Consider the following 26,946-nt stretch of genomic DNA (forward strand, 5'->3'; position numbering starts at 1 on the left):
GGCGACAGATGGGGGTCCAGTGGCACAGGGCTAGGTCAGTCTCGCTTCTGAGGCGGTGATGGTCATCCCCCCTCACTCCACCGTAACCGACTTCGCCAAATTCCGCGGCTTATCGACATCGGTGCCCCGCGCACAAGCCGTGTGATACGCCAACAACTGCAGCGGCACCACATGAAGAATCGGCGAGAGCATTCCATAATGCTCGGGCATCCGAATCACGTGAATGCCTTCTCCATTTCCGATCCGCGTATCCGCATCGGCAAACACATACAGCTGCCCGCCGCGCGCGCGCACTTCCTGAATATTCGATTTCAGCTTTTCGAGCAGCGCATCGTTCGGCGCCACCGTCACCACCGGCATCGCCTCCGTCACGAGCGCGAGGGGCCCATGCTTGAGCTCCCCGGCCGGATAAGCTTCCGCATGAATATACGAAATCTCCTTGAGCTTCAGCGCACCTTCCAGCGCGATCGGAAAGTGCATGCCACGCCCGAGGAACAGCGCATTTTCCTTGCGCGAGAACTCTTCCGACCAGGCGATGATTTGCGGCTCCAGCGCCAGCACGCTGTTCAATGCCGCAGGCAAATGCCGCAAGCTCTTCACATACTGCGCTTCCAGCTCACCATCCACATGCCCGCGCAGCTTACCCAGCGTCACCGCCAGCACAAAAAGCCCGACGAGCTGCGTGGTAAAGGCCTTCGTCGAAGCCACACCGATCTCGCGCCCCGCGCGCGTCAAAAACGCCAGTTCCGTCAAACGCACCATCGCGCTCGTCGAAACATTGCAAATCGCGAGCGTATGCTTATGCCCCAACTCCTGCGCATGTTTGAGCGCCGCAAGCGTATCGGCCGTCTCGCCCGATTGCGAAATCACCACCACGAGCGCCTTCGGATTCGGCACCGACTCGCGGTAGCGATACTCGCTGGCAATCTCGACCTGCGTCGGAATTTTCGCGATCGATTCGAGCCAATACTTCGCGGTCAGCCCCGAGTAGTAGCTCGTGCCGCAAGCCAGAATCAGCAAGCTGTCGATCTCGCGAAACGCCGCTTCGGCACCCTCGCCAAACAGCGCGGGGGCAAGTGTATCGCCCTGCGGCAACGTATCGGAGATCGCGCGCGGCTGCTCGAAGATCTCCTTTTGCATGAAGTGCCGATACGGCCCGAGTTCCACGGCACCCCCATACGCCTGAACCGTGCGAACTTCGCGCTGGGCGTCCTGCCCGGCACGATCGCAAATGCGCACGCCATCGAGCGTCAGCTCGCAAACATCGCCCTCTTCGAGGAACATGAACCGGTCCGTGCTGCCGGCAAGCGCCAGCGCATCGGATGCCAGAAAGTTCTCGCCCTCACCCAACCCCACGACGAGCGGCGAACCTTGCCGCGCGCCCACCACCGTATGCGGCTCGTCCTTGTGAACGACGGCAATCGCATACGCGCCATGCAGTTGCCGCGTAGCCTCGCAAACGGCCGCATAGAGACTGCCGCGATAAAGGCTGTGCACGAGATGGGCAATCACCTCCGTATCGGTCTGCGAAACGAACTCGTAGCCCTTGCCGCGCAGCATCTCGCGCAGCGACTCGTAGTTTTCGATGATGCCGTTGTGAACGAGCGCGACGGTATCGCGCGAGAAAATCGGGTGAGCGTTGTCGGTCACCGGTGCGCCGTGCGTGGCCCAGCGCGTATGCGCGATGCCGGTCACGCCTTCGAGGTGCCCTTCGTGAACTTGCGCATCGAGGTCCGCCACGCGCGACACGCTGCGCGCACGGCGCGGCGCGTCGCCGGCCAGCACGGCCACACCGCAAGAATCGTAGCCGCGATATTCGAGGCGGCGAAGCCCTTCGATAAGAACGGAAACGATATTTCGCTGCGCAACCGCGCCGACAATGCCACACATGGTTCTATCCCTTCCTCGATGAAACTTCCGCCATTTGCAGCGCACGCCACGCGCGCGCCGGTTCGTTCTGATCGCCTTCGTCAGCGCTTTTTCTTCACCGGACGCACGTAGCCCGTTCGGGTACGCTGCGTCTTCTCATTGAGTACGAGCGTATCTTCGGGTACATCCTTCCAGACGGTCGTCCCCGCGGCAATCGTGACGCCCCGCCCGACACGCACCGGTGCCACGAGCTGCGTATCGGAGCCCACGAACACGTCGTCCTCGATCACCGTGCGATGCTTGTTCGCGCCGTCGTAGTTGCAGGTGATCGTACCGGCGCCCACGTTGACCCGCGCCCCGACGTCGGCATCGCCGATATAAGTGAGGTGGTTCGCCTTGGAGCCCCGCCCGAGTGCAGCATTCTTGACTTCGACGAAGTTGCCGATATGCACCTCGTCCGCGAGCGCCGTGCCGGGCCGCAGCCGCGCATAAGGGCCGAGTACGGTGCGCTCGCCCACGGCCGCACCATCGACATGCGTGAACGGTTCAATGCGCGTACCCGCGCCAATCGTCGCGTTACGCAACACGCAGTGGGCGCCGACGCTCACGTCGTCACCGAGCGTGACCTCGCCTTCGAACACGCAGTTGACGTCGATCGAAACATCGCGCCCACAGATCAATGCACCGCGCACATCGAGCCGCGCGGGATCGGCCAGCGTCACGCCGGCTTGCAGCAACGCCTCGGCGACATTGCGTTGATGAATCCGCTCGAGCTCGGCCAGTTGCGCCTTGCTGTTCACGCCAAGCGTTTCCCATTCCTCGTCGGGCTGCGTCGTGACCACATCGAAACCGGCTTCGATGGCGCGCTCGACGACATCGGTCAAATAGAACTCACCCTGGGCGTTGTCGTTCTTCAGCGAGCCGAGCCACATCGCGAGCTGTGCCGTGGGCGTGACGACGATGCCGGTATTGATCTCGGCAATGCGCAGTTCTTCGAGCGTGGCGTCCTTCTGCTCGACGATGCGCACGACATAGCCCGCGGGGTCGCGCACGATGCGGCCGTACCCGTGAGGATCGTCGAGCGTAACCGTGAGCAGGCCATAGCGGCCGTCCACGGCTGCGTCGACGAGGCGTTTGAGCGTCGACGCCTTCGTCAGCGGCACATCGCCGTACAGCACGAGTGTGGGTTGAGCCGGATCGAGCAGCGGCAGCGCCTGCTGCACAGCGTGACCGGTGCCAAGCTGCTCATGCTGCACGGCGAACTTGATGTCCGGGGCGGCCACGGCCTGCTGGACGGCCTCGCCGCCGTGCCCGACAACGACGACGATGCGAGTCGGCGACAGCATTCGCGCCGTTTCGATGACATGCGATAGCAATGGCCGGCCGGCCAATGGGTGGAGCACTTTGGGCAACGCGGAGCGCATCCGTTTGCCGGCGCCTGCGGCCAAGACGACGATATTCATTGCGTCGACACGAATAGAGAGGTATCAGGTGCGCGATTCTAACATCGCGCTCTTTACGCCAAAGCGGCACAGCGCACGGTCAAGGCGCGCCGCGCATCAGAGGTCGTCGAATTGCGCGAATGAGATCGGTTGTGCTGCGCCGGCATTCCCGCCGCCGGCTCCGTCCGCCGAACAAGGGTCATCGTCGAAAGCGATGTCGCCGAGCGGGTCGGCCTTGCCCGTCGCGCGCAATCCCGCAAACGGAAAAAGCCGCGGATCCATCAAATGCGACGGCACGACGTTCGAAAGTGCATTGAACATATTGTCGACACGCCCCGGAAACCGTTTGTCCCACTCGCGAATCAGCGCTTTCATTTCCGCACGCTTCAGATTCGGCTGACTCCCGCAGAGATTACAGGGAATGATCGGAAACGCGCGTAGTTCGGCGTATTTCTCGAGATCGGTTTCTTTCACATAGGCGAGCGGCCGGATCACGACGTTCTTGCCGTCGTCCGACTGCAGCTTGGGCGGCATGCCTTTGAGCTTGCCGCCGTAAAAAAGATTGAGCAACAGCGTCTGCAGAATGTCGTCGCGATGATGGCCGAGTGCGATTTTCGTGGCGCCGAGCTCGCCTGCCACACGGTAGAGAATGCCGCGCCGCAGCCGCGAGCACAGCGAACAGGTGGTCTTGCCCTCGGGCACGAGCCGCTTGACGATGCTGTAGGTGTCCTGGTTCTCGATATGAAACGGCACGTTCAGGCTGCTCAGATACTCAGGCAGCACATGCTCGGGAAAGCCGGGCTGCTTTTGATCGAGGTTCACGGCCACGATATCGAAATGGATCGGCGCGCGCTCGCGCAGCCGCAGCAAAATATCGAGCAGCGCGTAACTGTCCTTGCCGCCCGACATGCAGACCATGACCTTGTCGCCATCCTCGATCATGTTGAAATCGCCGATCGCCTGCCCGACCAGACGCGCAAGCCGCTTGAACAGCTTGTTGTTCTCGTAGGCTTCCTTCTGTTCCCGGCGCGTGAGCGCCTGGCGCGCTTGCCCTGCCTCGGCGTTCGCGGCGGCGTGTTCTGGCGCATTCATCTCAATCTTCCTCTTTGATGCGAAAGACTTCGACGCCCACGGCATCGCAGTCCGGATAAACATCAGGCTTTTCGGTCGATACGCACACGGCCCTCACCTGCGGATGCGCGAGCAGCACGCGGGCGACGTCGTCGCACAGCGTTTCCTGCAGATGGATATGGCCGCGGCCGACGCGATCGGCGATCGTCGCGCGCATGAAGTCATAGTCGACGACCTCATGAAGCTTGTCGTCGACAGGCGTCGTCTGCGCGAGCGGCACGAACAACTCGACGTTGATGACGACGCGCTGCTCGCCGCGCTTTTCGAACTCGTGCACGCCGATATTGATGAAAACCTCGTAATTGCGCAGAAAAAGCCTGCGACAGTCGGCGAGCCGGGGGTGCAAGAGAGCGCAAACCATATCCGTTCCAATCAAAAAAATGCGCACCGGCGATGCCTCATCGCATCCGCCCAAGCTCGCCAATCGAGCGTCGCGGCCCGGCACAAGCGTCCCCAACACCCGAAACGCGCTACTTGCCCTCGGGCGTCAAAAACATCACATCGCGCGGCAGCGGCACGAGATGCTGGCCGCCGTCCACGACGAGCGTCGCGCCCGTCACGCCCGACGCATCGGCGAGATAGCAGGCCGCCTGCACGATATCCTCGGGACGCGACGCACGGCCGAGCGGCGTGACGCGATGCGCGGCGGCAAAGCCGTCGGGCGTCTGATCGGCCGAGGGCAAGGTCAGCCCCGGTGCGATACCGACCACGCGCACTTTCGGTGCCAGCGCCTGTGCCAGCGCCACGGTTGCAGTCTGCAGCGCCGCCTTGGACAACGTGTACGACAAATAGTCCGGGTTCAGGTTGTAAAGCTTCTGATCGAGCACGTTGATGACGACGCTGCGCTCGGTCTCGTCTTCGCAGGCGGCCGCGGGCGTCGCCGCATGCAGTGCGCGCGCCAGTACGAGCGGCGCGCCCACGTTGACCGCCATCAGTTGCAGCAGCGTCTCGTAGCCGATGGTCGCCGCCGTATCCTCGACGAAACGCGACGCGTTGTTGACGATGCAGCGCGGTCGGCCGAGCGCGGCCGTGCAGGCCGGCACCAGCTGCGCCACGTCCTCCTCGAAGGCCAGATCGGCTTCGAGCGCGCAAGCGCGGCGGCCCAGCGCGCGAATCTCGGCGACGACGCCCTCGGCCTCGCGGCCCGATGTGCCGTAATGGACGGCCACATCCCAGCCTTTCGCAGCGAAGCCGAGCGCCAGGGCCCGGCCGATGCGCCGCGCGGCGCCCGTAACGAGCACGACGCGCCCTTGCGCGCCAGCGCCACCGGCGGTAGCGGCGCGACTGGCACCTGCGTCAGGACTCGCGCGCGGATCGGAGGGGGCGCTCATTTACAATGCCGGAATGAATCAGAATGCTCACAAACCCGTTAGTTTACCCGTTCCGGACGCGGACGCGCTCGCGGCCTCCCAGGCGCTCGTCGCGCTCGTCCGAGACGACATCGCGGCGGCGGGCGGCTGGCTGCCGTTCGATCGGTACATGGAGCGTGTGCTGTATGCCCCGCGCCTCGGCTACTACAGCGGCGGAGCGCGCAAATTCGGCCTGCGCGCGCAAGACGGCAGCGATTTCGTCACGGCGCCCGAACTCTCCCCGTTTTTTGCGTCGACGCTCGCGCGCCCCGTCGCTCAAGCGCTGGCCGAGAGCAGCACGCGCGAATTGATCGAATTCGGTGCCGGCACGGGCAAGCTCGCCGCGGGCCTGCTCACTACACTCGACGCGCTCGGCGTGCCTTTCGACAGCTACGCCATCGTCGAGCTCTCGGGCGAGCTGCGCGCGCGCCAACGCGAGACGATCGAGGCGCTCGCCGGAGAGCTCGCGCAGCGCGTACGCTGGCTCGATGCGCTGCCCGAGCGCTTCGCCGGTGTCGCGCTCGGCAACGAGGTGCTCGATGCGATGCCGGTCAGGCTTTTCGTCCGTACGGGCGGCGTATGGCATGAGCGCGGCGTCGCGACGGGCGCGGACGGAAAACTGGGCTTCGCCGACCGCCCCACTGGACATGAAAGCGGCGGCACGGTACTGACCGATTACGACGCCGCTGTGCTGGCCGAACTCGACGAGCGGATCGATCCGTCGATCGACTACGTCGCGGAAACGCACGCGGCGGCAGCAGCCTTCACACGCACTGTCTGCACGATGCTCTCGAGAGGCGCGGCGTTTTTCGTCGACTATGGTTTTCCACGTCACGAGTACTACCATCCGCAACGTGCGCAAGGCACGCTCATGTGCCATTACCGCCATCACTCCCACGACGATCCGTTCTTTCACCCGGGGTTGCAGGACATCACCGCTCACGTCGAATTCACGGCCATTGCCGTCGCGGGAACGGAAGCGGGCGCCGATCTGCTCGGCTATACGTCGCAGGCCCGGTTTCTGATGAATGCGGGCATCACGGAAGCGCTGGCCGGACTCGACGCGTCCGACACGTCCCGCTTCCTGCCGGCGGCGAATGCGGTACAGAAACTGCTTTCCGAAGCCGAAATGGGCGAACTCTTCAAGGTGATCGCCTTTTCGCGCGGCATCGAGCGGACTTTGGATGCGTTCGCGCGCGGCGACCGTTCGCACACGCTATGACCTCATGAAGCGCCGGCGTCCTCGGTGAGCGCGTCGGGCGCCTGGCCCAGCGCCGCTGCCACGGCCGCGACGCGCGCGCGATGCACGGCTTCCTTTATGTTCTCGGCTCCCGCGGGCTTGCCACTCTGTCCTTGCCCCTGCGCCTGCGCCTGCGCTTGGGCGATGGCCCCGGCATCCACCGCCCGGGCGGCGACGAGCGCCACACGCAGCCGTTCGGCCTGAGGATACTCGCGCATTTCGAAGCCGAGCCGCCCGCGCGCATCCGATTCGCAGGCCTGTAGCGCTTCGGCGAAGCGCGCCGGCTTACGCAGTGCATCGGAGCGCTCCAGAAGGCGTACGAGCGCCGCCGCGCCCATCTCCATCACGCGATGGATGTTGCCGTGCTCGCGCGCCACGAGCAGCGCCAGATCGCGGCATTCGTTCGGCACGCGCAGCCGCTCGCACATCGGCCTGAGCAGATCGACGCTGCGCATCTCGTGGCCGAGATGTCGCGGCAAGACGTCAGCCGGTGTCGTCGCCTTGCCGAGATCGTGCGTGAGCGCGGCGAATCGCACGGCCAGCGCATAACCGCGCGCGGCGGCGTAATCGACGACCATCATCACATGCACGCCGGTATCGACTTCGGGATGGTAGTCGGCGCGCTGCGCGACGCCGAAGAGCGCGTCGACCTCGGGCAGCACGCGCACCAGCGCCCCGCACTCGCGCAACGTCGCAAACATGCGCGAAGGCTTGTCTTCCATCAGGCCGCGCGAGATTTCCTGCCAGACGCGCTCGGGTACGAGCGCATCGACTTCGCCGGCCGCGACCATCGTTTTCATCAGCGCCAGCGTATCGGGCGCCACGTCGAAATCGTGGAAGCGGGCCGCGAAGCGCGCGAGGCGCAGGATGCGCACCGGATCTTCGACGAACGCCTCACCGACATGCCGAAACCGCTTTTCAGCGAGATCGCGCTGCCCGTCGAACGGATCGATGACAGGCCCCGTCAGCTCGCCGTCGGGCCGGACTTCGCGCGCCATCGCGTTGATGGTCAGGTCGCGCCGCGCCAGATCCTCTTCGAGCGTCACGTCCGGCGCATAGTAGAACTGAAACCCGTGATAACCGGCGGCCGTCTTGCGCTCCGTACGCGCGAGCGCGTACTCCTCCTGGGTGGCCGGATGCAGAAAGACGGGAAAGTCCTTGCCCACGGGGCGATAACCCTGCGCGACCATCTGCTCGGGTGTCGCGCCGACCACGACATAGTCGCGGTCCGACACGGGCACGCCGAGCAGTTCGTCACGAATGGCACCGCCTACAGCGTAAATCTTCATTGGGGCGTTTCGTATTTGTCGAGCCGATGCGTTTCCCGCAGCGCGCTTTCGATCCACTCCCGCACAGCCGGCAACGCAGTGATGTGCCTGGCGTAAGCGCTCGCCGCCTCGGACAGCTTCGGGGCATAGGTATTGAACCGCATGACGACCGGCGCATACATCGCATCGGCGATCGTGAATGACGCGCCAAACAGGAAAGGACCGCCGTAGCGCGCCACGCACTCGGACCAGATCGCATCGATGCGGGCAATGTCGGCCAACGCGCCGGGCGTGGCATTGGCGCCTGGCCACTTCGCCCGGATGTTCATCCACATGGCCGAACGCAGCTCGCCGAAGCCGCCGTGCATTTCGCTGGCGACCGAGCGCGCATGCGCACGCGCCGCGGGATCGCGGGGCCATAGCGCCAGTTCGGGAAAGCGCTCGGCGAGCGTTTCGGAAATAGCCAGCGACTCCCATACCGACTGCCCCTCGTCGGTGATGAGGCAAGGTACCTTGCACGAGGGCGAATACTGGAGAATCCGCGCGGGCGTGGACGCTTCGCCAAGCTCGACGGAGATTTCGTCGAACGAAATGCCCGCTTGGCGCATCAGCAGCCAGGGCCGCATCGACCACGAGGAATAGTTCTTGTCACCGATTACGAGTTTCATATCGCGAGTTGTGATGAGAAGGTTGAGCAAGCGACTGACTACGGCACATCGCGACGGCCGTCAACGACCGGCCGTCGTACGAAACGCACTGAAGCGCGATCTGAGCGAAGCATTGCCGAGATAGGCCGGCGCGATGGCCTCCATGCTCGCCGGCTCGATACCGAGCTCGGGCGCAAGCGGGCCGCTCAGCACGGCATCGCGCGTCATCGAATCGAGGTTGTCTCGCGTAAGCACGGGCGCGCCCGGCAACATCTCGAACGTCATGGCCTGCATATAGGCCAAAGCATCGGGCAAACGCACGATGCGCGCGTGACGCCCTATCGCGTCCCCGCAGAACTTCACGAGCGCTTCGAGCGTGTAGACCGTCGGCCCGCCCAGTTCGTAGGTGCGCCCGCTTGCCGCATCGAGATCGAGCGTGTTCACGATCGCGCTCGCCACGTCGCCGACAAAGACGGGCTGAAACTTCGCATCGGGCTTCGCGAGCGGAATCACCGGAAGAAGACGCTGCAGTACGGCAAAGGTATTCAGGAAGTTGTCTTGCGGCCCAAATACGACCGACGGCCGAAAAATCGTCGTGGCCAGCCGCGATCCAGCGCGCACGGCTTTTTCGCCATCGCCTTTCGAGCGCAGGTACATGCTCGGCCCGGCGGGATCGGCATTGAGCGCGCTGATGTGAACGAGCCGATGCACACCCTTGCCTTCGCAGGCGGACACGATTTTCGCAGGCAGCTCGACATGCGCCCTCGCAAATTCGCGCCCATAGGGACGGCCCCGTCCGCCATGGAGCGTGCCGACCAGATTCACGACCGCATCGGCGCCCTCGACGAAGCGCGCGAGCGCGACAGGATCGAAGACATCGATTTCGAGCACGTCGATCGGCAGCATCGTCAGATGACGTGCGCGTGCGCGACTTCGCGTCGCCAGCCGGACGGTCTTGCCCGCTGCGACGAGCGCATTGGCCAGATGCGCGCCGATAAAGCCGGAACCGCCGATCAACGCTACGGATTGATGCCGCATCTTCGCCTCCTTTCGCTATGGCCGCCGAAGCACTCGCGCGCGCACGGCGCACAGCGAGCTGCGCACCGGGGCGGCCGCGCAGCGGCGTCAGTTTGGCAGGATGGCGCCGAGCCTGGCCTTCAGCGATTGCGGACGGCCTTCGAACAGCGCCGCGTAGTAGACCGTGTTCGACAGCACATTCTTGACGTAGTCGCGGGTCTCGTTGAACGGAATGGTCTCCGCGAAAATGGCCCCTTCGACGGCACGCGGCAACGCCGCCTGCCATTGCCGCGGCCGCCCCGGGCCGGCGTTGTAGCCGGCGGTCGCAAGCACGGCCGAACCGTCGAACTGATTGTAGATCATCGACAGATACGTCGTGCCGAGCAGGATATTCGTGTTGATGTCGTTGAGCTCGGCCGGCGACACGGCGCCAAGACCGATCTTTCTTGCGACCATCTTCGCCGTACCCGGCATCAACTGCATGAGACCGCCCGCGCCGACACCCGAGCGCGCGTCGATGATGAAGCGCGACTCCTGACGAATGAGTCCGTAGGCCCATTCCACGTCGAGCCCGTTGGTCTGGGCATCGCGCTCGACGATATCGCGAAACGGCGACAGGTAACGCAGCGAGAAATCGTGCTCGGTCCGCGTGCGGTCCGCCGTGTTGACCGTGCGATCGTAAAGCTGGATGCGGCGGGCATACTCGGCCACGGCCAGCAATTGGCGGTCCGTCATCCCGCGCAGCGGCCAATTCCACTCGCGATTGCCCTCGAGCCGCAGGTTGAGCGCAAAAAAGCGCCGCGCGAGCTCGAAGCCCGGCGTCTTGGCGACAGCCTCGACTTCCGCGTCGGTCACCGAGGTCTTCGGCGGTATCTCGATCTTGCGGCCCAGCTCTTCGGTGGCCAGTTGGCCATAGAAATCGAAGCGCGAGGCGATACGCTCGAATTCCTCGTTCGCTGCGGCCGTCTCGCCGGCCTGCTTCAGCGCGCGCGCGTGCCAGTACACCCAGGCCGGCCTGCTGCGCAGCGGCGTGGGCATCTGCTCGATCGACCAGCGCACCATCGTCCAGTCGCCCGCCAGCAAGGCGCTGCGTGTGCGCCACTCATAGGCCGGGTACGAAAGCGGTGCGTTCGCGGACAGCCGGAACCAGTCGAGCGCACCGGGCACCTGCCGCGCCGCCGCCTGGTAGCCGATCGTGCCCCAACCGATCGCACGCTCGGCGAGCGAAAGCTGCGGCGCGACGGTCGCGAAGGCGGCCGCCGCCGCGGCGGCGTCGTTGCGCGCCATGACGGTGATCGCCAACAGGGCGAGCTCGTGCGAGGCCGAATCGGCGCCGATACCGTTCGCCAGCAGGAGCGGCGGCGCGCTCGTCGCCTGTTCGAAGCGCGTCGCATCGGGTCGCGCCGCGCCGAGCGCGTCGGCGATACGGCTGCCCGCCGTCGTGGCGTTCTGCTCGTAGGCCAGCAGGATCTGCTGCCACACGTCCTCGGGCGTGAATTGCTTCTCAGCCGCAAGCGCGGTGATCAGATCGACGCAGCCGTCACCGTAATAGCGCGGCTCCACGAGCAGCGCGCGCGCCGCATCGGCCACGTTTTCGCCGCGCGCGGCGCGCGACTCGAGCGCATAACATTTGACCTGCGTATCGTCGTTCAGTACGAAGCGCGCGTATTGGGCGTCGAAATTGCGCCAGTCGTGCCGTGCGCCGAGCACCGTCAGATAGTCGTTGCGCATGCGGTCGGCGAGCGCTTCGCCGTCGTGCCGCTTCAAGAAAGACAGCACAGGCTCGTCGGGCGCGTCGAGCCGGGCATGGCCCGAGCCGTCGAACAGCTGAGGCTTGATCTGAAAGTACTCGAGATAAGACTGCGCCGGATAGTCCGGGATCATGCTCGCGAGCTGCGCGGCGCGTGCCGCGTCGTTGTTGCGGGCCGCTTCGCGCAATTGCACGAAAATGCGGTCGTCGCTCATCGGCGCGGGGGACGCGTGACGCCCGGCGGACGCCGTGCCGCACGCAACGAGTGCCGCCGCGGCGAAAGCGGAGCAAGCCGCGCGATATACTCGAAAAAAGCGTTTCGACATCATGATCGGTGGAGCAAAAATTGAGCGACAGCATAGCACGCAACGTTGCGTCGAATTCGAAAGCCGAACTGCGCAAAGCCTTGCGTGACGTGCGTCACGCGGCGGCTGCGGCAACCGGCGCGAATGCGGCGCTCGGCATGCATGTGCTCGAAGCGCTCGAGCGTTTCGCGCCGCACACGGTGGGGTTCTATTGGCCGCTGCCGGGAGAATTCGATGCACGCGACGCACTCTCGCGCTGGCTCGCGCAAGACGTGCGCCGGCAAGCCGCTTTGCCCGTCATCGCGATGAAAGGCCATGCGCTCGTTTTTCATGCATGGGCACCCGAGACTCCGATGCGAATCGGCCATCACCGGATACCCGAGCCGCTCGACACGCCTGCGGTGTTGCCCGACTTGCTGCTGATTCCATGCGTGGGCTTCGATGACGACGGCTACCGGCTCGGCTACGGCGGCGGCTATTACGATCGCACACTCGCGGGATGGCCCGGCACGAGCCGCCCAGTAACCGTCGGCATCGCTTATGACGCCTGCCGCATCGCCTCGCTGCCGCGCGAGCTGCACGATCTGCCGCTCGATGCCATCGTCACCGAAACGGGCGAGCGCGCGCCCTCTACGACCTGAGCGCGCCCGCGCGGACAAAGGACGAAGCCCCGCCGCGCCGCTACAGCGAAGCCGCCGCGCGCGCGGCCGTATCGTAAAGGCCCGATGCATTTCGCATGAGTTGAGCCGCCGCGCCGATCTGCTCGTTGACGAGGCCGCTTTCCCTGAGCGCGGCGATGAGACAACGCTCGCGGACATCGCGGTACCGCGCGCAGAGCTCGCGCCCCGTGGCGGTCGCGGAGAAAAACACTTCCTTGCCTGTCTTTTCGCTTTTTACATACCCTCTAGCCACGAGCTTCTTCAATGCATACGTGGCGACGTGCGTATCCTCGATGTTCAGCACGAAGCAGATGTCGGCGAGCTTTTTTTTGCGGTCCCGGTGGCTCACATGGTGCAGCAACGACACCTCGACAGGCGTCATGTCCTTGCCGCCGGCGGCTGCCATGCAGCGCACCATCCAGCGATTGAACGCATTGCTCGCCATGATGAGTCCATACTCGAACTCGGACAGCTCGGCACTCGTCTCGGAAACGAGGTGCTCCGAGGACACGATCTTGGTCGGTTGACGCGACATGGCAGCCACTTTGAATACGACGAAACGATGATGGTCGCAGTGTACGACGCACGCGCCGCGCGCACGCTTGGCGAAAACTCTTATTTGTAAATTATCGATATTTTATCGATAATACGCTGGAAAGGAACGAGCGGCGGCTTTGGCGTGCACTTTTTGGATCGATGTCAACGAGACTCCGGCGATGACCCCACCCCGCATCTTTCCGTTCGGCGACGCAGCTTTGGTATGCGAAGTGCCGCCGCCCGCCACGCTCGAGTGCCAGGAGCGCATCTGGGCCATGGCCGACATCGCGCGGCACTGGCCGCACGTCGTCGAAGTCGTTCCCGGCATGAATAATCTGACGATCGTCTTCGATCCGCTCGCGGCCGATAGCGCAACGCTCGCCGGCGCGCTGGCGACAGCCTGGGAAGGCGCCGAAAGCGCTGCGACGACAGGCCGCCTCGTCGAGATCCCCGTGCATTACGGCGGCGAATTCGGGCCGGATCTCGCCGACGTGGCGCGGCACACGGGGCTCGACGCCGAAGAAGTCGCCAAGCGGCATGCCGCGGGCGAATACGTCGTGTTCTTTCTCGGCTTTCAGCCGGGCTTCGCCTACCTCGGCGGGCTCGAGTCCGCGCTCCACAGCCCGCGCCGCTCAGTGCCGCGGATTGAAGTCCCGGCGGGCTCCGTGGCGATCGGCGGCGCACAGACCGGTATCTATCCGGCCGCGTCGCCGGGCGGCTGGCACTTGATCGGCCGAACGGCCGTGACGCTGTTCGATCCCGCCGCCACACCGCCCGCGCTCTTGCAACCCGGCGATCGCGTCCGCTTCACCATTGCGGGGATCGAACGATGATCGAAGTGCTTCGCGCAGGCATCCTGACTTCGGTGCAGGATCTGGGCCGCCCCGGCTACCGGCATCTCGGCATCGCCACGGCGGGCGCGCTCGACACGCTCGCGCTCGAAGTCGGCAACCGGCTCGTCGGCAATGCGCCGCAGGCCGCGGCCATCGAGGTGACGATGGGGCCGACCGCGCTGCGCTTCACGCAAGCCACACGTGCTGCGATCACCGGCGCGCAGTTCGACGCCTCGCTCGACGGCAAGCCCATCTATGCGTGGTGGAGCCTTCCCGTGAGGGCCGGACAGGAACTGGTCTTGCATGGGGCCGTGCGTGGCATGCGCTGCTATGTTTGCGTGCGCGGCGGCATCGACGTGCTGCAGATGCTCGGCTCGCGCAGCACCGATCTGTGCGCCCGCTTCGGCGGACTCGGCGGACGGACGTTGCGCGAAGGCGATCGTCTCGCCGTCGGCACGCCGTCGGCTCGGCCGGGCTCGGGCATCGCCGTGCAGGCGCCGCCTTTCGGCGTCAAGGCACCGCAATGGTGCCGCTTCGCTGCGGCGGGCCACGAACCGGTCCGGCGCGGCAAGCATCTGGCCGGAGCGGAGCGCGCGGTGTCGGTACGCGTGCTGCGCGGTCCCGAGTACGAAAGCTTCACGGCGCTCGCGCACGAAGCGTTGTGGTCCGACGAGTGGCGCGTGACGCCGCAGAGCAACCGCATGGGCTACCGGCTCTCGGGCTCGGCGCTCACGCGCGACGCGCAAGGCGACTTGCCTTCCCACGCCGTCTTGCCGGGCACGATCCAGGTGCCGCCGAGCGGGCAGCCCATCGTGTTGCTGGCCGATGCGCAGACCACGGGCGGATATCCGCGCATCGGAGCCGTCATTCAGGCGGATTTATGGAAACTCGCGCAACTTCGATTGAACGGCAGCGTACGGTTCGTACCGAGCTCTCGCGAGGAAGCCGTCTTCGCCCTCGCCGAAGAGCGCGCCTATCTTCGCCAGATCGATGTCGCGATGGTCATGTATGAGGAGCGGTTGCGACAGTCGGCACGCGCCGCTTGAGCGGTCTTGAACGAGGAAGTCATGGAAATCGATTTGAATGCCGATCTCGGCGAAGGCAGCGGTTCCGACGAAGCGCTGCTCGATCTCGTCAGCTCGGCGAATATCGCCTGCGGCTGGCATGCCGGCGGCTCCAACGCGATGCGCGACTGCGTGCGTCTCGCGCTCGCAAAGGGTGTCGCCATCGGCGCGCACCCGAGTTTTCACGATCCCGCCAACTTTGGCCGCAAGGAAATGGATCTGCCGGCCGACGACATCTATGCCGGCATCCTCTATCAGCTCGGCGCGCTCGCCGCCATCGCGCAGGCTCAGGGCGGACGCATCGTGCACGTGAAGCCGCACGGCGCGCTCTACAATCAGGCGGCGCGCGATCCTGCGATCGCCGATGCGATCGTCTCGGCCGTGCATGACTTCGATCCGTCGCTGGCCATTTTCGGTCTCGCCAACAGTGGTTTCATCGAAACGGCCCGACAGGCCGGCCTCGCGGCAATCGAGGAAGGCTTCGCCGATCGCGGTTATCGCGCCGACGGCTCGCTCGTGCCGCGCAGCGAACCTGGCGCGCTGATCGAATCGGAAGACGAAATGCTCGAACACGTGCTGTCGATGGTGCGCGACAAACGCGTGCGCACAGTCGACGGAACCTGGGTTTCGCTCAACGTGCGCACGCTGTGCCTGCACGGCGACGGTCCGCACGCGCTGGCGTTCGCGCGCCGGCTGCGTACCGTCCTCGATTCGAACAACATCGACGTCCAACCCGCCTGGACCTTGCGTACCTAACGCCCGCGAGCCCGCGCCGCTCACGCCGGATCGACGACGAACCCCCGCTCGCGCAGCAGCGCGAGGACACCCTTGCGCCCGCCCAGGTGCAGCGCGCCGATCGCCACGAATATCGGATGGTTCGGCGCGGCGAGCTGGAGCATGCGCGCCGTGAACCGGCGATTGCGCTCGAAGACGATCTTGTTGTCGAGCGAACGGGCAGCGGCCTTCGATGCCGCGAGCCGCTCGGACTTCGCCGAGGCCCACGCCGAAATGGCATCGGCATCGCCCACGCGCCAGAGCCGGTGAAGCGCCTTGACATCGTCGACCGTCTGCTCCGGCGTCTCCTCCAAATCCTGCGCGAGCATTTCGCGCTGCTCGGCCAGCGTCAGATTCGTGAACGCGCGCATCTGCTCGCCGAGCGTCTCCAGACCGACCACCTTGCCGCGCGAGCGCAGGTAGACGTTTTGCAGCTGCGCCTCGGTGCCATATTCGGTCTGAAGACCCGCGCTCAACGAGCCATAAGTCTCGACGAGCAGTGCCGCGAGCCACGGCCGCGTCTTCTTGATCTCGGCGAGCGCGGCCGGGTTGTCGCGCAGCCGCGCGGCGAGCTTGCGCATGAGCGGCGCCGGTAAAAGCCGCGGCAGGCAAGCGTAGTTGCACACGCCGTATTTCGATACGTCGTCTTGCGAGGAAATGAGGTCGTCCGGCGAAAGTTCCAGCGCGAGCGTCGGCGCGGCGGCAAGCGCCGCCAGGATCGGCCGTCTGAACGGCGCGCTCGGCGGATAGTCGGCCGGATCGCCGACGTGCAGCGTACCCAGCACGTAGATCGTCGTCGTGCCCTTCGTCGCCACGTAAAACGGCATATGCGCGGGCTGCGCGACCACCGGCCCGCTCGCACTCGTGCTCGACGCCTCTGGCGGCCCGTGAAAGCCGGGAATGACGGCGGCAGGCGCCGCCGGCGACGCGGGGGCGGTAGCGGCCGAAGCCGGAAGACGCACCGGCGGCACCGCCGTGCCGCTCGGTCCGGCCACCGCGCGCGCGAGCCCGAGTACCGCCTGCGATTCGCAGTCGAGGGCGTTCGACAGCAGCAGCACCAACACGAATGCGCGCAAGCGGCGCCGCCGCATGCCGGCGGCCGCGCCGCCACGCACGTGCCGCGCCGCCCGCGCATCAGGCATCCGCGTCCCCCACCTCCTCGGCGCGATGACAAGCCACGAGACGCCCGTCGACTTCCCGCAAGCGCGGCTCCTCGATGCGGCACTGCTCGATCGCATACGGGCAACGCTGATGGAACGTGCAGCCCGAAGGCGGATTGAGCGGCGACGGCAATTCGCCTTGCAGCTTGATCTGGATGCGCCGATCCGACTCGAAAATGGCCGGCGTTGCCGACATCAGCGAGCGCGTATAGGGATGGCGCGGATTGGCGAAGATCGTCTGCTTGGGGCCAAGCTCGGCGATGCCGCCGAAATACATGACCATCACGTCGTCGGCGATATGCTCGACGACGGCCAGGTTGTGCGAGATGAACACGTAGCTCGTTTTGAACTGCTCTTGCAAGTCCATGAAAAGATTCAGAATCTGCGCCTGGATCGAGACGTCGAGCGCGGAAACGGGCTCGTCGGCCACGAGGATGCGCGGATCCAGAATCATCGCACGCGCGATCGCAATGCGCTGGCGCTGACCGCCCGAAAACATGTGCGGGTAGCGCTTGGCATGCTCGGGCCGCAGACCGACCGTCCGCATCATATGAGCGATGCGTCCGGCGCGCTCGGACGCCGAGAGCGCCGAGTTGATCGCGAGCGGCTCGCCGAGCGTCTGCTCAACGGTCTTGCGCGGATTGAGCGACGCGAACGGATTCTGAAAAACCATCTGCACATGGCGACGCAACTGGGCAATGCGCTCGCGCGACGCACCGGCGACGTCCTCGCCCTCGATGACGAGCCGCCCCGATGTGGGTGTCTCGATCATCGTCAACTGACGTGCAAGCGTCGATTTGCCGCAGCCCGATTCGCCGACGACGGCCAGCGTCTTGCCGCGCGAGAGCGCAAACGATACGTTGTTGAGCGCTTTCACCGTGGCATGGCCGAAGAGACCGCGACGCACCGGGTAGTGTTTCGTCAGCCCCTCGGCGACGAGCACGGCATCGCCGCGCTCAGGCGCACGCGGTGCCTCGGGTACTGCGTTCATCGTGCGCCTCCATGGGTCGAGCGAATCGAATCGAGATTGAGCGGCTTGATGCAGCGCGCGCGCATGCCGTCGTTGCCCGCTTCCAGCGCCGCGAGTTCGGGCCGGCCTTTCCAGCAATCGTCGACGACATACTTGCAGCGCGGCGCGAACAGGCACCCTCGCGGCCGGTCGTCCCGGCCGGGCACCATACCCGGCAGCGCGGCGAGACGCTTCGCGCCGAAATTATGCTCGGGAATGGCCGCGAGCAGCGCCTCGGTATACGGGTGGTGAGGGCTCGCGAAGATGTCGGGAACGCGATTCGTCTCGATGATCTCGCCCGCGTACATCACGGCAACCCGCTGCGCGACTTCCGAGACGACGGCAAGATCGTGCGAGATCAGCACGAGCGCCATCCCGCGCTGCTTTTGCAAGCTGACGAGCAAGTCCATGATCTGCGCCTGGATGGTGACATCGAGCGCCGTCGTCGGCTCGTCCGCGATCAACAGCTTCGGATTGCAGGCAACGGCCATGGCGATCATGACACGCTGGTTCATACCGCCCGAGAGCTGATGCGGAAACGCGCCGAGGCGGTTTTTCGCATCGGGAATGCCGACCTGATCGAGCAATTCGAGCGCCCGGGCGTCCAGCGCCGCGCCGCGCAGGCCCTCGTGCAACCGCAGGACCTCCTTGATCTGGTAGCCGACCGTATAGCTCGGGTTGAGGCTCGTCAGCGCGTCCTGGAACACCATCGCGATGTCCTTGCCCACGGTCTTGCGGCGTTCCTTGGGCGAGGCATTCATGAGATCGCGCCCGTCGAAGGCGATCTCATCGGCCGTCACGATGCCCGGTGCGTCGATGAGCCCCATGACGGCCATCATCGTCACGCTCTTGCCCGAGCCCGATTCGCCGACGACGCCAACGACCTCGCCCGGTGCGATGGAGAAGTTCACGCCGTCGACGGCAGGCGCGCCGCCGAACGTGACCGACAGATTGCGGATCGTCAGAAGATCGCCCATGGCAGTATCCCGCGGTGAGTGTGGGGGTCGTTCCATTCATCCCATCCGTTTCAATTTGGGATCCAGCGCATCGCGCAACCCGTCTCCGAGCAGATTGATCGCCAGGACCGAGATCAGTATCGCGAGACCCGGCATGGTGACGATCCACCAGGCGTTGTCGATGTAATCGCGTGCGGAGGCGAGCATCGCGCCCCATTCGGGCGTCGGCGGTTGAACGCCGAGGCCGAGAAAACCGAGCGCGGCCGCATCGAGAATAGCCGACGAGAAGCCGAGCGTCGCCTGCACGATCAGTGGTGCGGTGCAATTGGGCAGCACCTGCGAAAACATGAGCCGCAACGTCCCCGCGCCGGCCACGCGCGACGCGAGCACGTACTCCTTGTGCAGTTCGCCTTGCGCCGACGCCCGGGTCAAGCGGACATAGCCGGGCAGCGCGACGATCGCGATCGCGAACATCGTATTGACGAGACCCGGTCCGATGATCGCGACGACGGCCACCGCGAGCAGCAGCGAGGGCAACGCGAGCAACACGTCCATGAGGCGCATGATCGGCGTATCGGCCCATTTCTCGAAGAAGGCGGCGACGAGCCCGAGCACGATGCCCGGAATGAGCGCCAGCACGACGGATACGCTGCCGATCCAGAATGACATGCGCGCACCGTAGATGAGGCGGGACAGGATATCGCGGCCCGCCTCGTCCGTGCCGAGCACGAAGTGCCAATTGCCGCCGGCGAGCCATGCGGGTGGAATCTTGACGAACTCGCGATATTGCTCGATGGGACTATGCGGTGCGACCATCGGCGCGGCCACGGCCAGCACGATGAACACGAGCACGATGACGCCCGCCGCCACCGCGCCGCGATTGCGCGAGAAGTTGTGCCAGAACTCGCGGGCGGCGAGCCTGCGGCCGCTCGCCGGTGTCACGGCCTCCGGAATTGCGTTTTGTATGTCTGCCATGTCGGGGCCTCGCTAGCGCGTGTGACGGATGCGCGGATTGAGCACGCCGTAGAGCAGATCGACGGCAAGATTCACGATGATGACGAGCGTGGCGATCAGCAGAATGCCGCCTTGCACGACCGGATAGTCGCGCCGGCCGATCGCGTCGATGAGCCATTTGCCGATGCCGGGCCACGAGAAGAGAGTCTCGGTCAACACCGCGCCGGCCAGCAACGTGCCGACTTGCAGCCCGATCACCGTCACGACCGGAATCAGCGCATTGCGCAGCGCATGCACGATGACGATGCGCGCCGGCGAGAGCCCTTTGGCGCGCGCCGTGCGGATATAGTCCTCGCGCAGCACCTCGAGCATCGACGAGCGCGTCATGCGCGCCACGACGGCCAGCGGAATGGTGCCGAGTACGATCGAAGGCAGAATCAGGTGGCTCACGGCCGAGACGAACGAACCTTCGTCGGGCACGAACAGCGAATCGATGAGCAAAAAGCCCGTGACGCGCGGAATATCGTACTCCACGGCGATGCGGCCCGAGACCGGTGTCCAGCCGAGCGTCACCGAAAACAGCATGATGAGAATCAACCCCCACCAGAAGATCGGCATCGAATAGCCGGCCAGCGCCGTGCCCATGACACCGTGGTCGACGACGGTGCCGCGCCTGAGCGCCGCGAAGATGCCCGCCGGCAGACCCAGCACGAGTGCGAACACCATCGCGCAGATCGACAGCTCGACGGTGGCCGGGAAACGCGCAAGGAACTCGCCCATCACGCTCGTGTTCGTGATGATCGATGTGCCGAGATTGCCGTGCAAGGCGCGCCACACGTAGTGGACGTACTGCAACGGCAGCGGCTCGTCGAGGCCGAGCCGGTGCAGCGCCGCCGCGTGCATCGCGGGATCGACGCCGCGCTCGCCCATCATGACTTCGATCGGATCGCCGGGAATGAGGTGAATGAGTGCGAACGCGAGAATGGTGATGCCGATGAAAGTCGGTATCACCATTCCCACGCGGCGCAAAACGAATCGGAACATGGTTCGCCCCTTGATCTGCGTGGGGAAAAATGCGACCGGCGACGAGAGGCGCATGTCCCCTGTCGCCGGATCGATTGCGGCACCTTCCGGTTACCGCAAATGACGTCCATCGAACATACCGGAGCGACGCCGGCGGCTACTTGAGGCTCACCCCGTCGAAACGGGTATAGCCGAGCGGATCGATCTTCATGTCGACGACGTTCTTCGTCGTCGGCTGATAGACCGTCGAGTGCGCGATCGGCGAGAACGGCAGTTGATCGGCGAAGATCTTTTGTGCCTCTTCGTAGACCTTCGTGCGCTGCGCGCGGTCCGTCGTCGTCCGGCCCTTTTGAACGAGTTCGTCGAACGGCTTGTAGCACCACTTCGAGAAGTTGTTCCCGTTGATCGCCTCGCAGCCCAGCAACGTCCCGAGCCAGTTGTCGGGGTCGCCGTTGTCGCCGGTCCAGCCGATGAGGTAAGCGTCTTGCTCGCCCGCATGGCCGCGCTTGATGTACTCGCCCCACTCGTAGGTCACGATCTTCGCTTTCACACCGATCTTCGCCCAGTCCGACTGGATCATTTCGGCCATCAGCTTCGCGTTCGGGTTGTAGGGACGCTGTACGGGCATCGCCCACAGCGCGATTTCGAAGCCGTTCGGATAGCCGGCCTTCTCGAGCAGCGCCTTCGCCTTCGCGGGATCGTACGAGGCGGCCTTCAAATCCTTGGCGTAGGACCACTCGGTCGGCGGCATCGGATGTGTCGCCGCCTGACCCGCACCCTGATAGACCGAGTCGACAATCGCCTTCTTGTTGATCGCCATGTCGAGCGCGCGGCGCACGTCGACATTGTCGAGCGGCTTATGCTGCACGTTGTAGGCGAGATAGCCGAGATTGAAGCCGGCTTGGTTCGGCATCTCGACATTGCTGTCGCTCTTGAGCGTGGCGATATCGGCCGGCTTCGGATAGCTCATGATCTGGCATTCGTTGCGCTTGATCTTCTGGGAGCGCACGTTCGAATCGACCGTGATCGAAAAAATCAGCTTCGAGACCTTGACCGTGTTCGGCTTCCAGTAATCGGGGTTGCCGTCGAACCGGATCGTCGCGTCCTTCGTATAGCTGCGGAAAATGAACGGACCCGTGCCAACGGGGAACTGGTTGATGTCGGCGGCCTTGCCGGCCTTCAGCAACTGGTCCGCGTATTCGGCCGAGAGAATCGACGCGTATTCCATCGCCAGATTCTGGATGAACGGCGCGTTGACCTCGTTCAGCTCGAAGCGAACCGTATACGGATCGACCTTTTCGACCTTTTTGATGAGCTTGTCGAGGCCCATGTCGGTGAAGTACGGGAACGATACGTTGTATGCCTTGCGAAACGGCTGATTCGGATCGAGCATGCGCTCGAACGTAAAGACGACGTCGTCGGCATTGAATTCGCGCGTGGGCTTGAAGAACGAGGTCGTCTGGAACTTGACGCCGTGACGCAGATGGAACGTGTAGGTCTTGCCATCGGGCGTGACTTCCCATTTCTCGGCCAGCCCCGGCTCGATGTTCGTGCCGCCGCGCGCGAATTCGACGAGGCGGTTGTACACGGTAAACGTGTTGGCGCTGAAATCGACGCTGGTCGTGTACTGCGCGGGATCGAAACCGGCGGGACTGCCTTCCGAGCAGTAGACGAGGGTCTTGTTGGGAATCGTCGCGGCCTGCGAGATCGTCGCGGCGCCAAGCGATGCCGTCACGGCTGCGGCCGCGAGAGCGGTGACCCGCGCAGCACGCAACAGTTTGTTGAGTTCCATCATTCCTCCAAGTCGTAGTCCGGCTAGCCGGCGTAGCCGGATATTACTGACCTTTGATTACCCGAACAAGCGGTCGAAAATATACGATGTCGGGTTGGCCACAGCGCTGGCGCGGGTCGCAAGAAGGGGGCCCGGCCCAGTTCGGGCCAATGCCTCGGCGCCTGGCTTCCGCTAATGCAAGCCTACGTTCCAGAACTGCGTCGGTCCGAACGGATCGATCTTGAAGCCCGTCACCTCCTTGCGCAGCGGCTGATAGACGAGTGAATGAGCGATCGGCGTGAACGGGCGTTGATCGGCGAAAATGCGTTGTGCCTGCCGGTAGAGTTTCGTGCGCTCCGCTGTATCGGTCGTTTCCCGCGCCTTGACGATCAGATCGTCGAACGGCTTGTAACACCATCTCGCGAAGTTGCTGCCGCCCACGGCCGAGCAACCCAGCAATACCCCCAGCCAATTGTCCGGGTCGCCGTAATCGCCCGTCCAACCGATCAGCAGCGTGTCGTATTCGCCCGCGTGCGCGCGTTTCACATATTCGCCCCACTCGTAGGTCACGATGTTCGCCTTCACGCCGATCTTCGCCCAGTCCGCCTGGATCATCTCCGCCATGAGCCGCGCATTCGGGTTGTAAGCGCGCTGCACCGGCATTGCCCACAATGTGATCTCGAAGCCGTCCTTGAATCCGGCATCGGCGAGCAGCCGCTTCGCTTTGGCGATGTCACGCGGCGCGTCGGCGATCGACTCGTCGTAAGACCACTGCGTGGGCGGCATCGGATGGCTCGCGATCAGGCCCGCGCCCTGATATACGTCTGCCAGAATCGACCGCTTGTCGATCGCCATGTCGAGCGCTCGGCGCACGTCGACGTTATCGAGCGGCTTTTTCGTCGTGTTGTAGGCAAGATAGCCAAGATTGAAGCCGGCTTGCGACGGCACCTGCAAATCGGGATCGGCTTTGAGCGAGGCGATGTCGGCCGGGCGCGGGTAGGTCATGACCTGGCATTCGTTGCGCTTGAGCTTCTGTTCGCGCACGCCGGCGTCAGGTGTAATCGAGAAAATCAGCCGCCTCAAGCGCGCGGCGCCCGGCTTCCAGTAATTGGGATTGCCGTCGAAACGGATCGACGCATCTTTCGTATAGCCGCGGAAAATGAACGGCCCCGTCCCCACCGGAGCGCTGTTGATCTCCGACGCCTTGCCCGCGTTCAGCAGTTGCTGCGCATACTGGGCCGAGAGCACGGACGCAAACGGCATCGCCAGCTGCGAAAGGAACGGTGCATTGACGGACGCCAGTTTGAATCTCACCGTGTACGCATCTATCCGGTCGATGCGCTCGATGGTCTTGTCGAGGCGCAGATCCGTGAAATAGGGAAACGCGACCGGATAGGCCTTGCGAAACGGCTGGTTCGGATCGAGCATGCGCTCGAACGTGAAGACGACGTCATCGGCGTCGAACGCGCGCGTCGGCTCGAAGAACGAAGTCGTCTGGAACTTCACGCCGTGGCGCAGATGGAACGTATAGGTCTTGCCGTCCGGCGAAACCTCCCAGGACTCGGCCAGCCCGGGTTCCACTTTTGTGCCGCCATGCTCGAATTCGACGAGCCGGTTATAGACGGTATAGGCCGCAGCCGAATTTTCGACGCTGCTCGTGTATTGCGCCGGATCGAAGCCCGCGGGGCTCGCGTCGGAGCAGTAGACGAGTGTTTTGGCGGGAAGCTCGGCGGCCCCGCAAGCGATGCTGCCGAAGATGGCGCTGGCCGCTGCGGCCGCTGCGGCGGCTGAAACGATGAACGAAGTCGAACGTAGGCGAAAAAGCGGATGACGGACCGACATGGGCACTCCTTCGGTAACCGGGCCGCACAAGCGTAGCACGGCGCGTTCGCAGCGCGGTCCGCGGATCAGCGGCCAGGGCGAATCGAGGATGACAAGCTGATTCGGCCAACATCTCGGGCCCATTGCTCTGGAGTCGGTCCTAGATTTTCGCGAACAGCGCTGTCTCTCTCACCTGGCGGTTAGCCTGCGCACCGCAGTCAAGCGCGTTCGCCGCGTTTCGCGTTTTCGATTCGTTCACTCATAGAGGCATAGATGTTTCGTTGTTTATCGGTCCGTATCCGCACGATCCCCTTGGCATTGCTGTTAGCGACTGCATCGGTCGTTTCGCTCGACGCGCTCGCCGATTCAGGCGACTACCGCATGCGAAGCGAAACGCGCTCGAACGGCGTCGGCATCCTTCAGCAAGTCGATGCCAACACGTTTCCTCAATTTCAGGGTGCGCGCCCGGTGTCCTCCGCCCCCGATATGTCGGGCGTCGAGGCGAGCCACCTGCGAGCCATTCGCATGCTGGTGCCGAGAGCCAGCAATGTCGCCATCGCATCGCAGGACGAGTCCGCCCAGTTCATCGTCGAGTTCTACAATCACGCGTTGTACGTGGTCTATGGCGGCCTTTCCCTTTCGAAATCCCAAAATCCCTTCCTGCGGACCGACAGGGGGTCGACTTGGCAAGATGGCACCCGCCGGTGGGCGCAGACGGTGAGCGTCAGCTCTTCCAGCGCGACACATTTCATGGTGACGCTGTATGTCGTTCCGCGTCTCGACGACACATCGTCGTCCAACGGCAAAGGCAACTTGCTTCTCACCGTCAACGAGGCCACCGTGCAAGGCATGCACGTTGTCACCGGGCGCACGCTGGCCAATGACATTGCGCTTGCGGTGGACGAAAGCAACTGGTCTCATTGGCGGCAAGCACCGTTGCGTGCGGGGCTCGTGCGCGGGGACCAGGACAACGTGCTCCATCCGCTGCGGGCCTCTACCAACCGTTTGCCCTTCATCGAACAGCGAACGCTCGATCTGCGGGCCGATTCGGGCGGCCGCCGGCGCGACAAGCGATGCCTGAACAACGTCATCTTCGACATGAGCAATCTGATGCTGCCGTTGTTGTTGGACGTCTACTTCGGCCGCGCAGATCTTTGCTCGTTCGATCCCCATCCCAACGAAGACATTGCGGCACCCCTGCCGCTCGTGGAAGTGACCGATCCGCAGGACATCCCGCGCCTGCCCGAGCCGACCGTTTTCGAAGCCTCCGCGCTGGAGCCGCGAGAACTCGGTCATACCGATGCATTCGATGCCGCGATGGACGTCCAGTTTTGCAATGCCAACCACCTCGCCGGAGAGGGCGAGCAACCGTGCACCGACGAAGACCGGCGTGCGGTTGCGGCCATTGGCGAGCTCACCCCGCTGGAAGTCGATGAATTGCTTGCCAGCATCGCTCGCATGTTCGCGCCCGATCAACAGGGCACGGGTACGCTGCGCACCGGCAACGCCGAACTCGACCGGTGGCTCAACGCCGATCTGAACCGGGCCGAGCAGGCGCTCAACGCGGCCAAGGCGATCGTGCGCGTCTCGGATGCTGCGACAAACGTCAACGAAACGATCAAAAAGAAGAAGAACAAGAAGGAGAAAGTCGTCAAGGCAAGCTGCGTCATCAAGCAAAAAGACGATGGCTCGAACGAGGTGAAAAACGGCGCGGACGACGAATTCACGCTTTGCGTCAAAAAAGCGAAGAGGCAGCTAGGCGAGACCGGCCCGACGGTGGCCCTACCGCCGCATGTCGACGACAGCGACCGTTTCCATCTGCGCGGCACGCCGGGGTTCACGCGACTGGTCCGGGAATTCCGCAACACGGGCAGGAGCCTGCCTCCGGGCATGGCCGGCGATCATTTCGCCCAGTTCACGACAGCGATCGCCAGAGATCGCGCGCCGACCGGCGACAATCTCGGCCTGATCTACATCAACGATCCCACGCTTCGCGGCAACGTCCGGTTCAAATATGGAATCGAACACATCTGGGCACCCGGCGGAGGCGGTGGCGACGATGCGGGGCACCGGGACGACTGGCAGAGTCGTCTGCCCGGGCTTTCGGTGAACGGGCGCGACGTGCTCACACAGGTGATCATGGCTGCCTTGACCGATCCATTCGCCCAATTCAGGCAGACGCGCTCACGCAACGGCAACGTCGTCCGCACGTTCGAGTACTTCACGTTCCGACAGGGCCAACGTCTTTTCGCCATCAGAAATGTGCGAATCGTGCTCGGCCAGAACGGGATGGTCATCACGGCATTCCCGCTGAAGAACGCCAGCGCTCAGTCGCTTGAAATGTAAGCCGTCCCGGCCATCCGGTTC

Annotated in this window: 23 protein-coding genes; 6 read left to right on the top strand and 17 right to left on the bottom strand. The window is 64.4% G+C overall.

Annotated features, from left to right (window positions below):
* Positions 1 to 72 precede the first annotated feature (72 nt).
* The 5 genes from glmS to GWC77_RS05090 all read right to left on the bottom strand — a co-directional run bounded on the left by glmS (position 73) and on the right by GWC77_RS05090 (position 5,773).
* Complete coding sequence (glmS, locus tag GWC77_RS05070; RefSeq protein WP_173255783.1) at positions 73 to 1,890, bottom strand: glutamine--fructose-6-phosphate transaminase (isomerizing); 1,818 nt, start codon at positions 1,888 to 1,890, stop codon at positions 73 to 75.
* Between the two features lie 80 nt (positions 1,891 to 1,970).
* Positions 1,971 to 3,332, bottom strand: coding sequence for a bifunctional UDP-N-acetylglucosamine diphosphorylase/glucosamine-1-phosphate N-acetyltransferase GlmU (gene glmU / locus GWC77_RS05075; protein WP_173255784.1), 1,362 nt, complete (start codon positions 3,330 to 3,332; stop codon positions 1,971 to 1,973).
* A 96-nt stretch (positions 3,333 to 3,428) separates the two neighbouring features.
* Positions 3,429 to 4,403, bottom strand: coding sequence for a tRNA 2-thiocytidine(32) synthetase TtcA (ttcA, locus tag GWC77_RS05080; RefSeq protein WP_173255785.1), 975 nt, complete (start codon positions 4,401 to 4,403; stop codon positions 3,429 to 3,431).
* Between the two features lies 1 nt (position 4,404).
* Complete coding sequence (locus GWC77_RS05085; RefSeq protein WP_173255786.1) at positions 4,405 to 4,803, bottom strand: dihydroneopterin aldolase; 399 nt, start codon at positions 4,801 to 4,803, stop codon at positions 4,405 to 4,407.
* Positions 4,804 to 4,912: 109 nt separating this feature from the next.
* Positions 4,913 to 5,773 (bottom strand): SDR family oxidoreductase, encoded by an 861-nt coding sequence (locus tag GWC77_RS05090; protein WP_173255787.1) that lies wholly within the window; start codon positions 5,771 to 5,773, stop codon positions 4,913 to 4,915.
* Positions 5,774 to 5,786: 13 nt separating this feature from the next.
* Between GWC77_RS05090 and GWC77_RS05095 the strand changes: the two genes are divergently transcribed.
* Complete coding sequence (locus tag GWC77_RS05095; RefSeq protein ID WP_173255788.1) at positions 5,787 to 7,013, top strand: class I SAM-dependent methyltransferase; 1,227 nt, start codon at positions 5,787 to 5,789, stop codon at positions 7,011 to 7,013.
* Positions 7,014 to 7,015: 2 nt separating this feature from the next.
* Here the strand turns inward: GWC77_RS05095 and GWC77_RS05100 are convergent, their stop codons facing one another.
* From GWC77_RS05100 to GWC77_RS05115, 4 genes are all read right to left on the bottom strand, one after another.
* Complete coding sequence (locus tag GWC77_RS05100) at positions 7,016 to 8,320, bottom strand: multifunctional CCA addition/repair protein (protein ID WP_173255789.1); 1,305 nt, start codon at positions 8,318 to 8,320, stop codon at positions 7,016 to 7,018.
* Positions 8,317 to 8,967, bottom strand: a complete 651-nt coding sequence (locus GWC77_RS05105; protein ID WP_173255790.1) for a glutathione S-transferase family protein — start codon at positions 8,965 to 8,967, stop codon at positions 8,317 to 8,319. The genes GWC77_RS05100 and GWC77_RS05105 overlap by 4 nt, the downstream gene beginning before the upstream one ends.
* 60 nt (positions 8,968 to 9,027) lie before the next feature.
* The gene (locus GWC77_RS05110) at positions 9,028 to 9,984 is read right to left on the bottom strand and encodes a complex I NDUFA9 subunit family protein (RefSeq protein WP_173255791.1); all 957 of its coding nucleotides are present in this window, start codon (positions 9,982 to 9,984) and stop codon (positions 9,028 to 9,030) included.
* Between the two features lie 87 nt (positions 9,985 to 10,071).
* Positions 10,072 to 12,039 carry a lytic transglycosylase domain-containing protein gene (locus GWC77_RS05115; RefSeq protein ID WP_173255870.1) on the bottom strand — a complete coding sequence of 656 codons (1,968 nt, stop codon included), beginning with the start codon at positions 12,037 to 12,039 and terminating at the stop codon, positions 10,072 to 10,074.
* 20 nt (positions 12,040 to 12,059) lie between these two features.
* Between GWC77_RS05115 and GWC77_RS05120 the strand changes: the two genes are divergently transcribed.
* The gene (locus tag GWC77_RS05120; protein ID WP_217283170.1) at positions 12,060 to 12,659 is read left to right on the top strand and encodes a 5-formyltetrahydrofolate cyclo-ligase; all 600 of its coding nucleotides are present in this window, start codon (positions 12,060 to 12,062) and stop codon (positions 12,657 to 12,659) included.
* A 40-nt stretch (positions 12,660 to 12,699) separates the two neighbouring features.
* Here GWC77_RS05120 and GWC77_RS05125 read toward each other — a convergent pair whose 3' ends face one another.
* Positions 12,700 to 13,212, bottom strand: a complete 513-nt coding sequence (locus tag GWC77_RS05125) for a winged helix DNA-binding protein (protein ID WP_173255793.1) — start codon at positions 13,210 to 13,212, stop codon at positions 12,700 to 12,702.
* Positions 13,213 to 13,393: 181 nt separating this feature from the next.
* Between GWC77_RS05125 and pxpB the strand changes: the two genes are divergently transcribed.
* The 3 genes from pxpB to pxpA are packed head-to-tail and all read left to right on the top strand — an operon-like array spanning position 13,394 to position 15,867.
* Complete coding sequence (gene pxpB / locus GWC77_RS05130) at positions 13,394 to 14,047, top strand: 5-oxoprolinase subunit PxpB (RefSeq protein ID WP_173255794.1); 654 nt, start codon at positions 13,394 to 13,396, stop codon at positions 14,045 to 14,047.
* Positions 14,044 to 15,093: a biotin-dependent carboxyltransferase family protein gene (locus GWC77_RS05135; RefSeq protein WP_173255795.1), complete on the top strand. Its 1,050-nt coding sequence runs from the start codon at positions 14,044 to 14,046 to the stop codon at positions 15,091 to 15,093. Before pxpB ends, GWC77_RS05135 begins: the two co-directional genes overlap by 4 nt.
* A 21-nt stretch (positions 15,094 to 15,114) precedes the next feature.
* Entirely contained in the window at positions 15,115 to 15,867 is a 753-nt protein-coding gene (gene pxpA, locus GWC77_RS05140; protein WP_173255796.1) for a 5-oxoprolinase subunit PxpA, read from the top strand.
* A 20-nt stretch (positions 15,868 to 15,887) separates the two neighbouring features.
* On the opposite strand, the gene GWC77_RS05145 is transcribed toward pxpA, so the two are convergent.
* The 7 genes from GWC77_RS05145 to GWC77_RS05175 all read right to left on the bottom strand — a co-directional run bounded on the left by GWC77_RS05145 (position 15,888) and on the right by GWC77_RS05175 (position 24,600).
* Positions 15,888 to 17,027 (bottom strand): TraB/GumN family protein, encoded by a 1,140-nt coding sequence (locus GWC77_RS05145; RefSeq protein WP_367948999.1) that lies wholly within the window; start codon positions 17,025 to 17,027, stop codon positions 15,888 to 15,890.
* A complete protein-coding gene (locus GWC77_RS05150; RefSeq protein WP_173255797.1) occupies positions 17,020 to 18,036 on the bottom strand; it encodes a peptide ABC transporter ATP-binding protein in 1,017 nt (338 codons plus the stop codon). The genes GWC77_RS05145 and GWC77_RS05150 overlap by 8 nt, the downstream gene beginning before the upstream one ends.
* Positions 18,033 to 19,031: an ABC transporter ATP-binding protein gene (locus tag GWC77_RS05155; protein ID WP_173255798.1), complete on the bottom strand. Its 999-nt coding sequence runs from the start codon at positions 19,029 to 19,031 to the stop codon at positions 18,033 to 18,035. The genes GWC77_RS05150 and GWC77_RS05155 overlap by 4 nt, the downstream gene beginning before the upstream one ends.
* Positions 19,032 to 19,067: 36 nt before the next feature.
* Positions 19,068 to 19,985, bottom strand: coding sequence for an ABC transporter permease subunit (locus tag GWC77_RS05160; protein WP_173255799.1), 918 nt, complete (start codon positions 19,983 to 19,985; stop codon positions 19,068 to 19,070).
* A 12-nt stretch (positions 19,986 to 19,997) separates the two neighbouring features.
* Entirely contained in the window at positions 19,998 to 21,008 is a 1,011-nt protein-coding gene (locus GWC77_RS05165; protein ID WP_173255800.1) for an ABC transporter permease subunit, read from the bottom strand.
* A gap of 136 nt (positions 21,009 to 21,144) precedes the next feature.
* Positions 21,145 to 22,779: an ABC transporter substrate-binding protein gene (locus tag GWC77_RS05170; protein WP_173255801.1), complete on the bottom strand. Its 1,635-nt coding sequence runs from the start codon at positions 22,777 to 22,779 to the stop codon at positions 21,145 to 21,147.
* 171 nt (positions 22,780 to 22,950) lie between these two features.
* On the bottom strand, positions 22,951 to 24,600 hold the full coding sequence (locus tag GWC77_RS05175; RefSeq protein WP_173255802.1) for an ABC transporter substrate-binding protein: 1,650 nt from the start codon (positions 24,598 to 24,600) through the stop codon (positions 22,951 to 22,953).
* 291 nt (positions 24,601 to 24,891) lie between these two features.
* Here GWC77_RS05175 and GWC77_RS05180 point away from each other — a divergent pair, with 291 nt between their 5' ends.
* Positions 24,892 to 26,925 carry a hypothetical protein gene (locus GWC77_RS05180; protein ID WP_173255803.1) on the top strand — a complete coding sequence of 678 codons (2,034 nt, stop codon included), beginning with the start codon at positions 24,892 to 24,894 and terminating at the stop codon, positions 26,923 to 26,925.
* Positions 26,926 to 26,946: the final 21 nt, after the last annotated feature.

The sequence above is a fragment of the Paraburkholderia sp. NMBU_R16 genome, assembly GCF_013282575.1.
In the GTDB taxonomy this organism is placed as follows: Bacteria; Pseudomonadota; Gammaproteobacteria; order Burkholderiales; family Burkholderiaceae; genus Trinickia.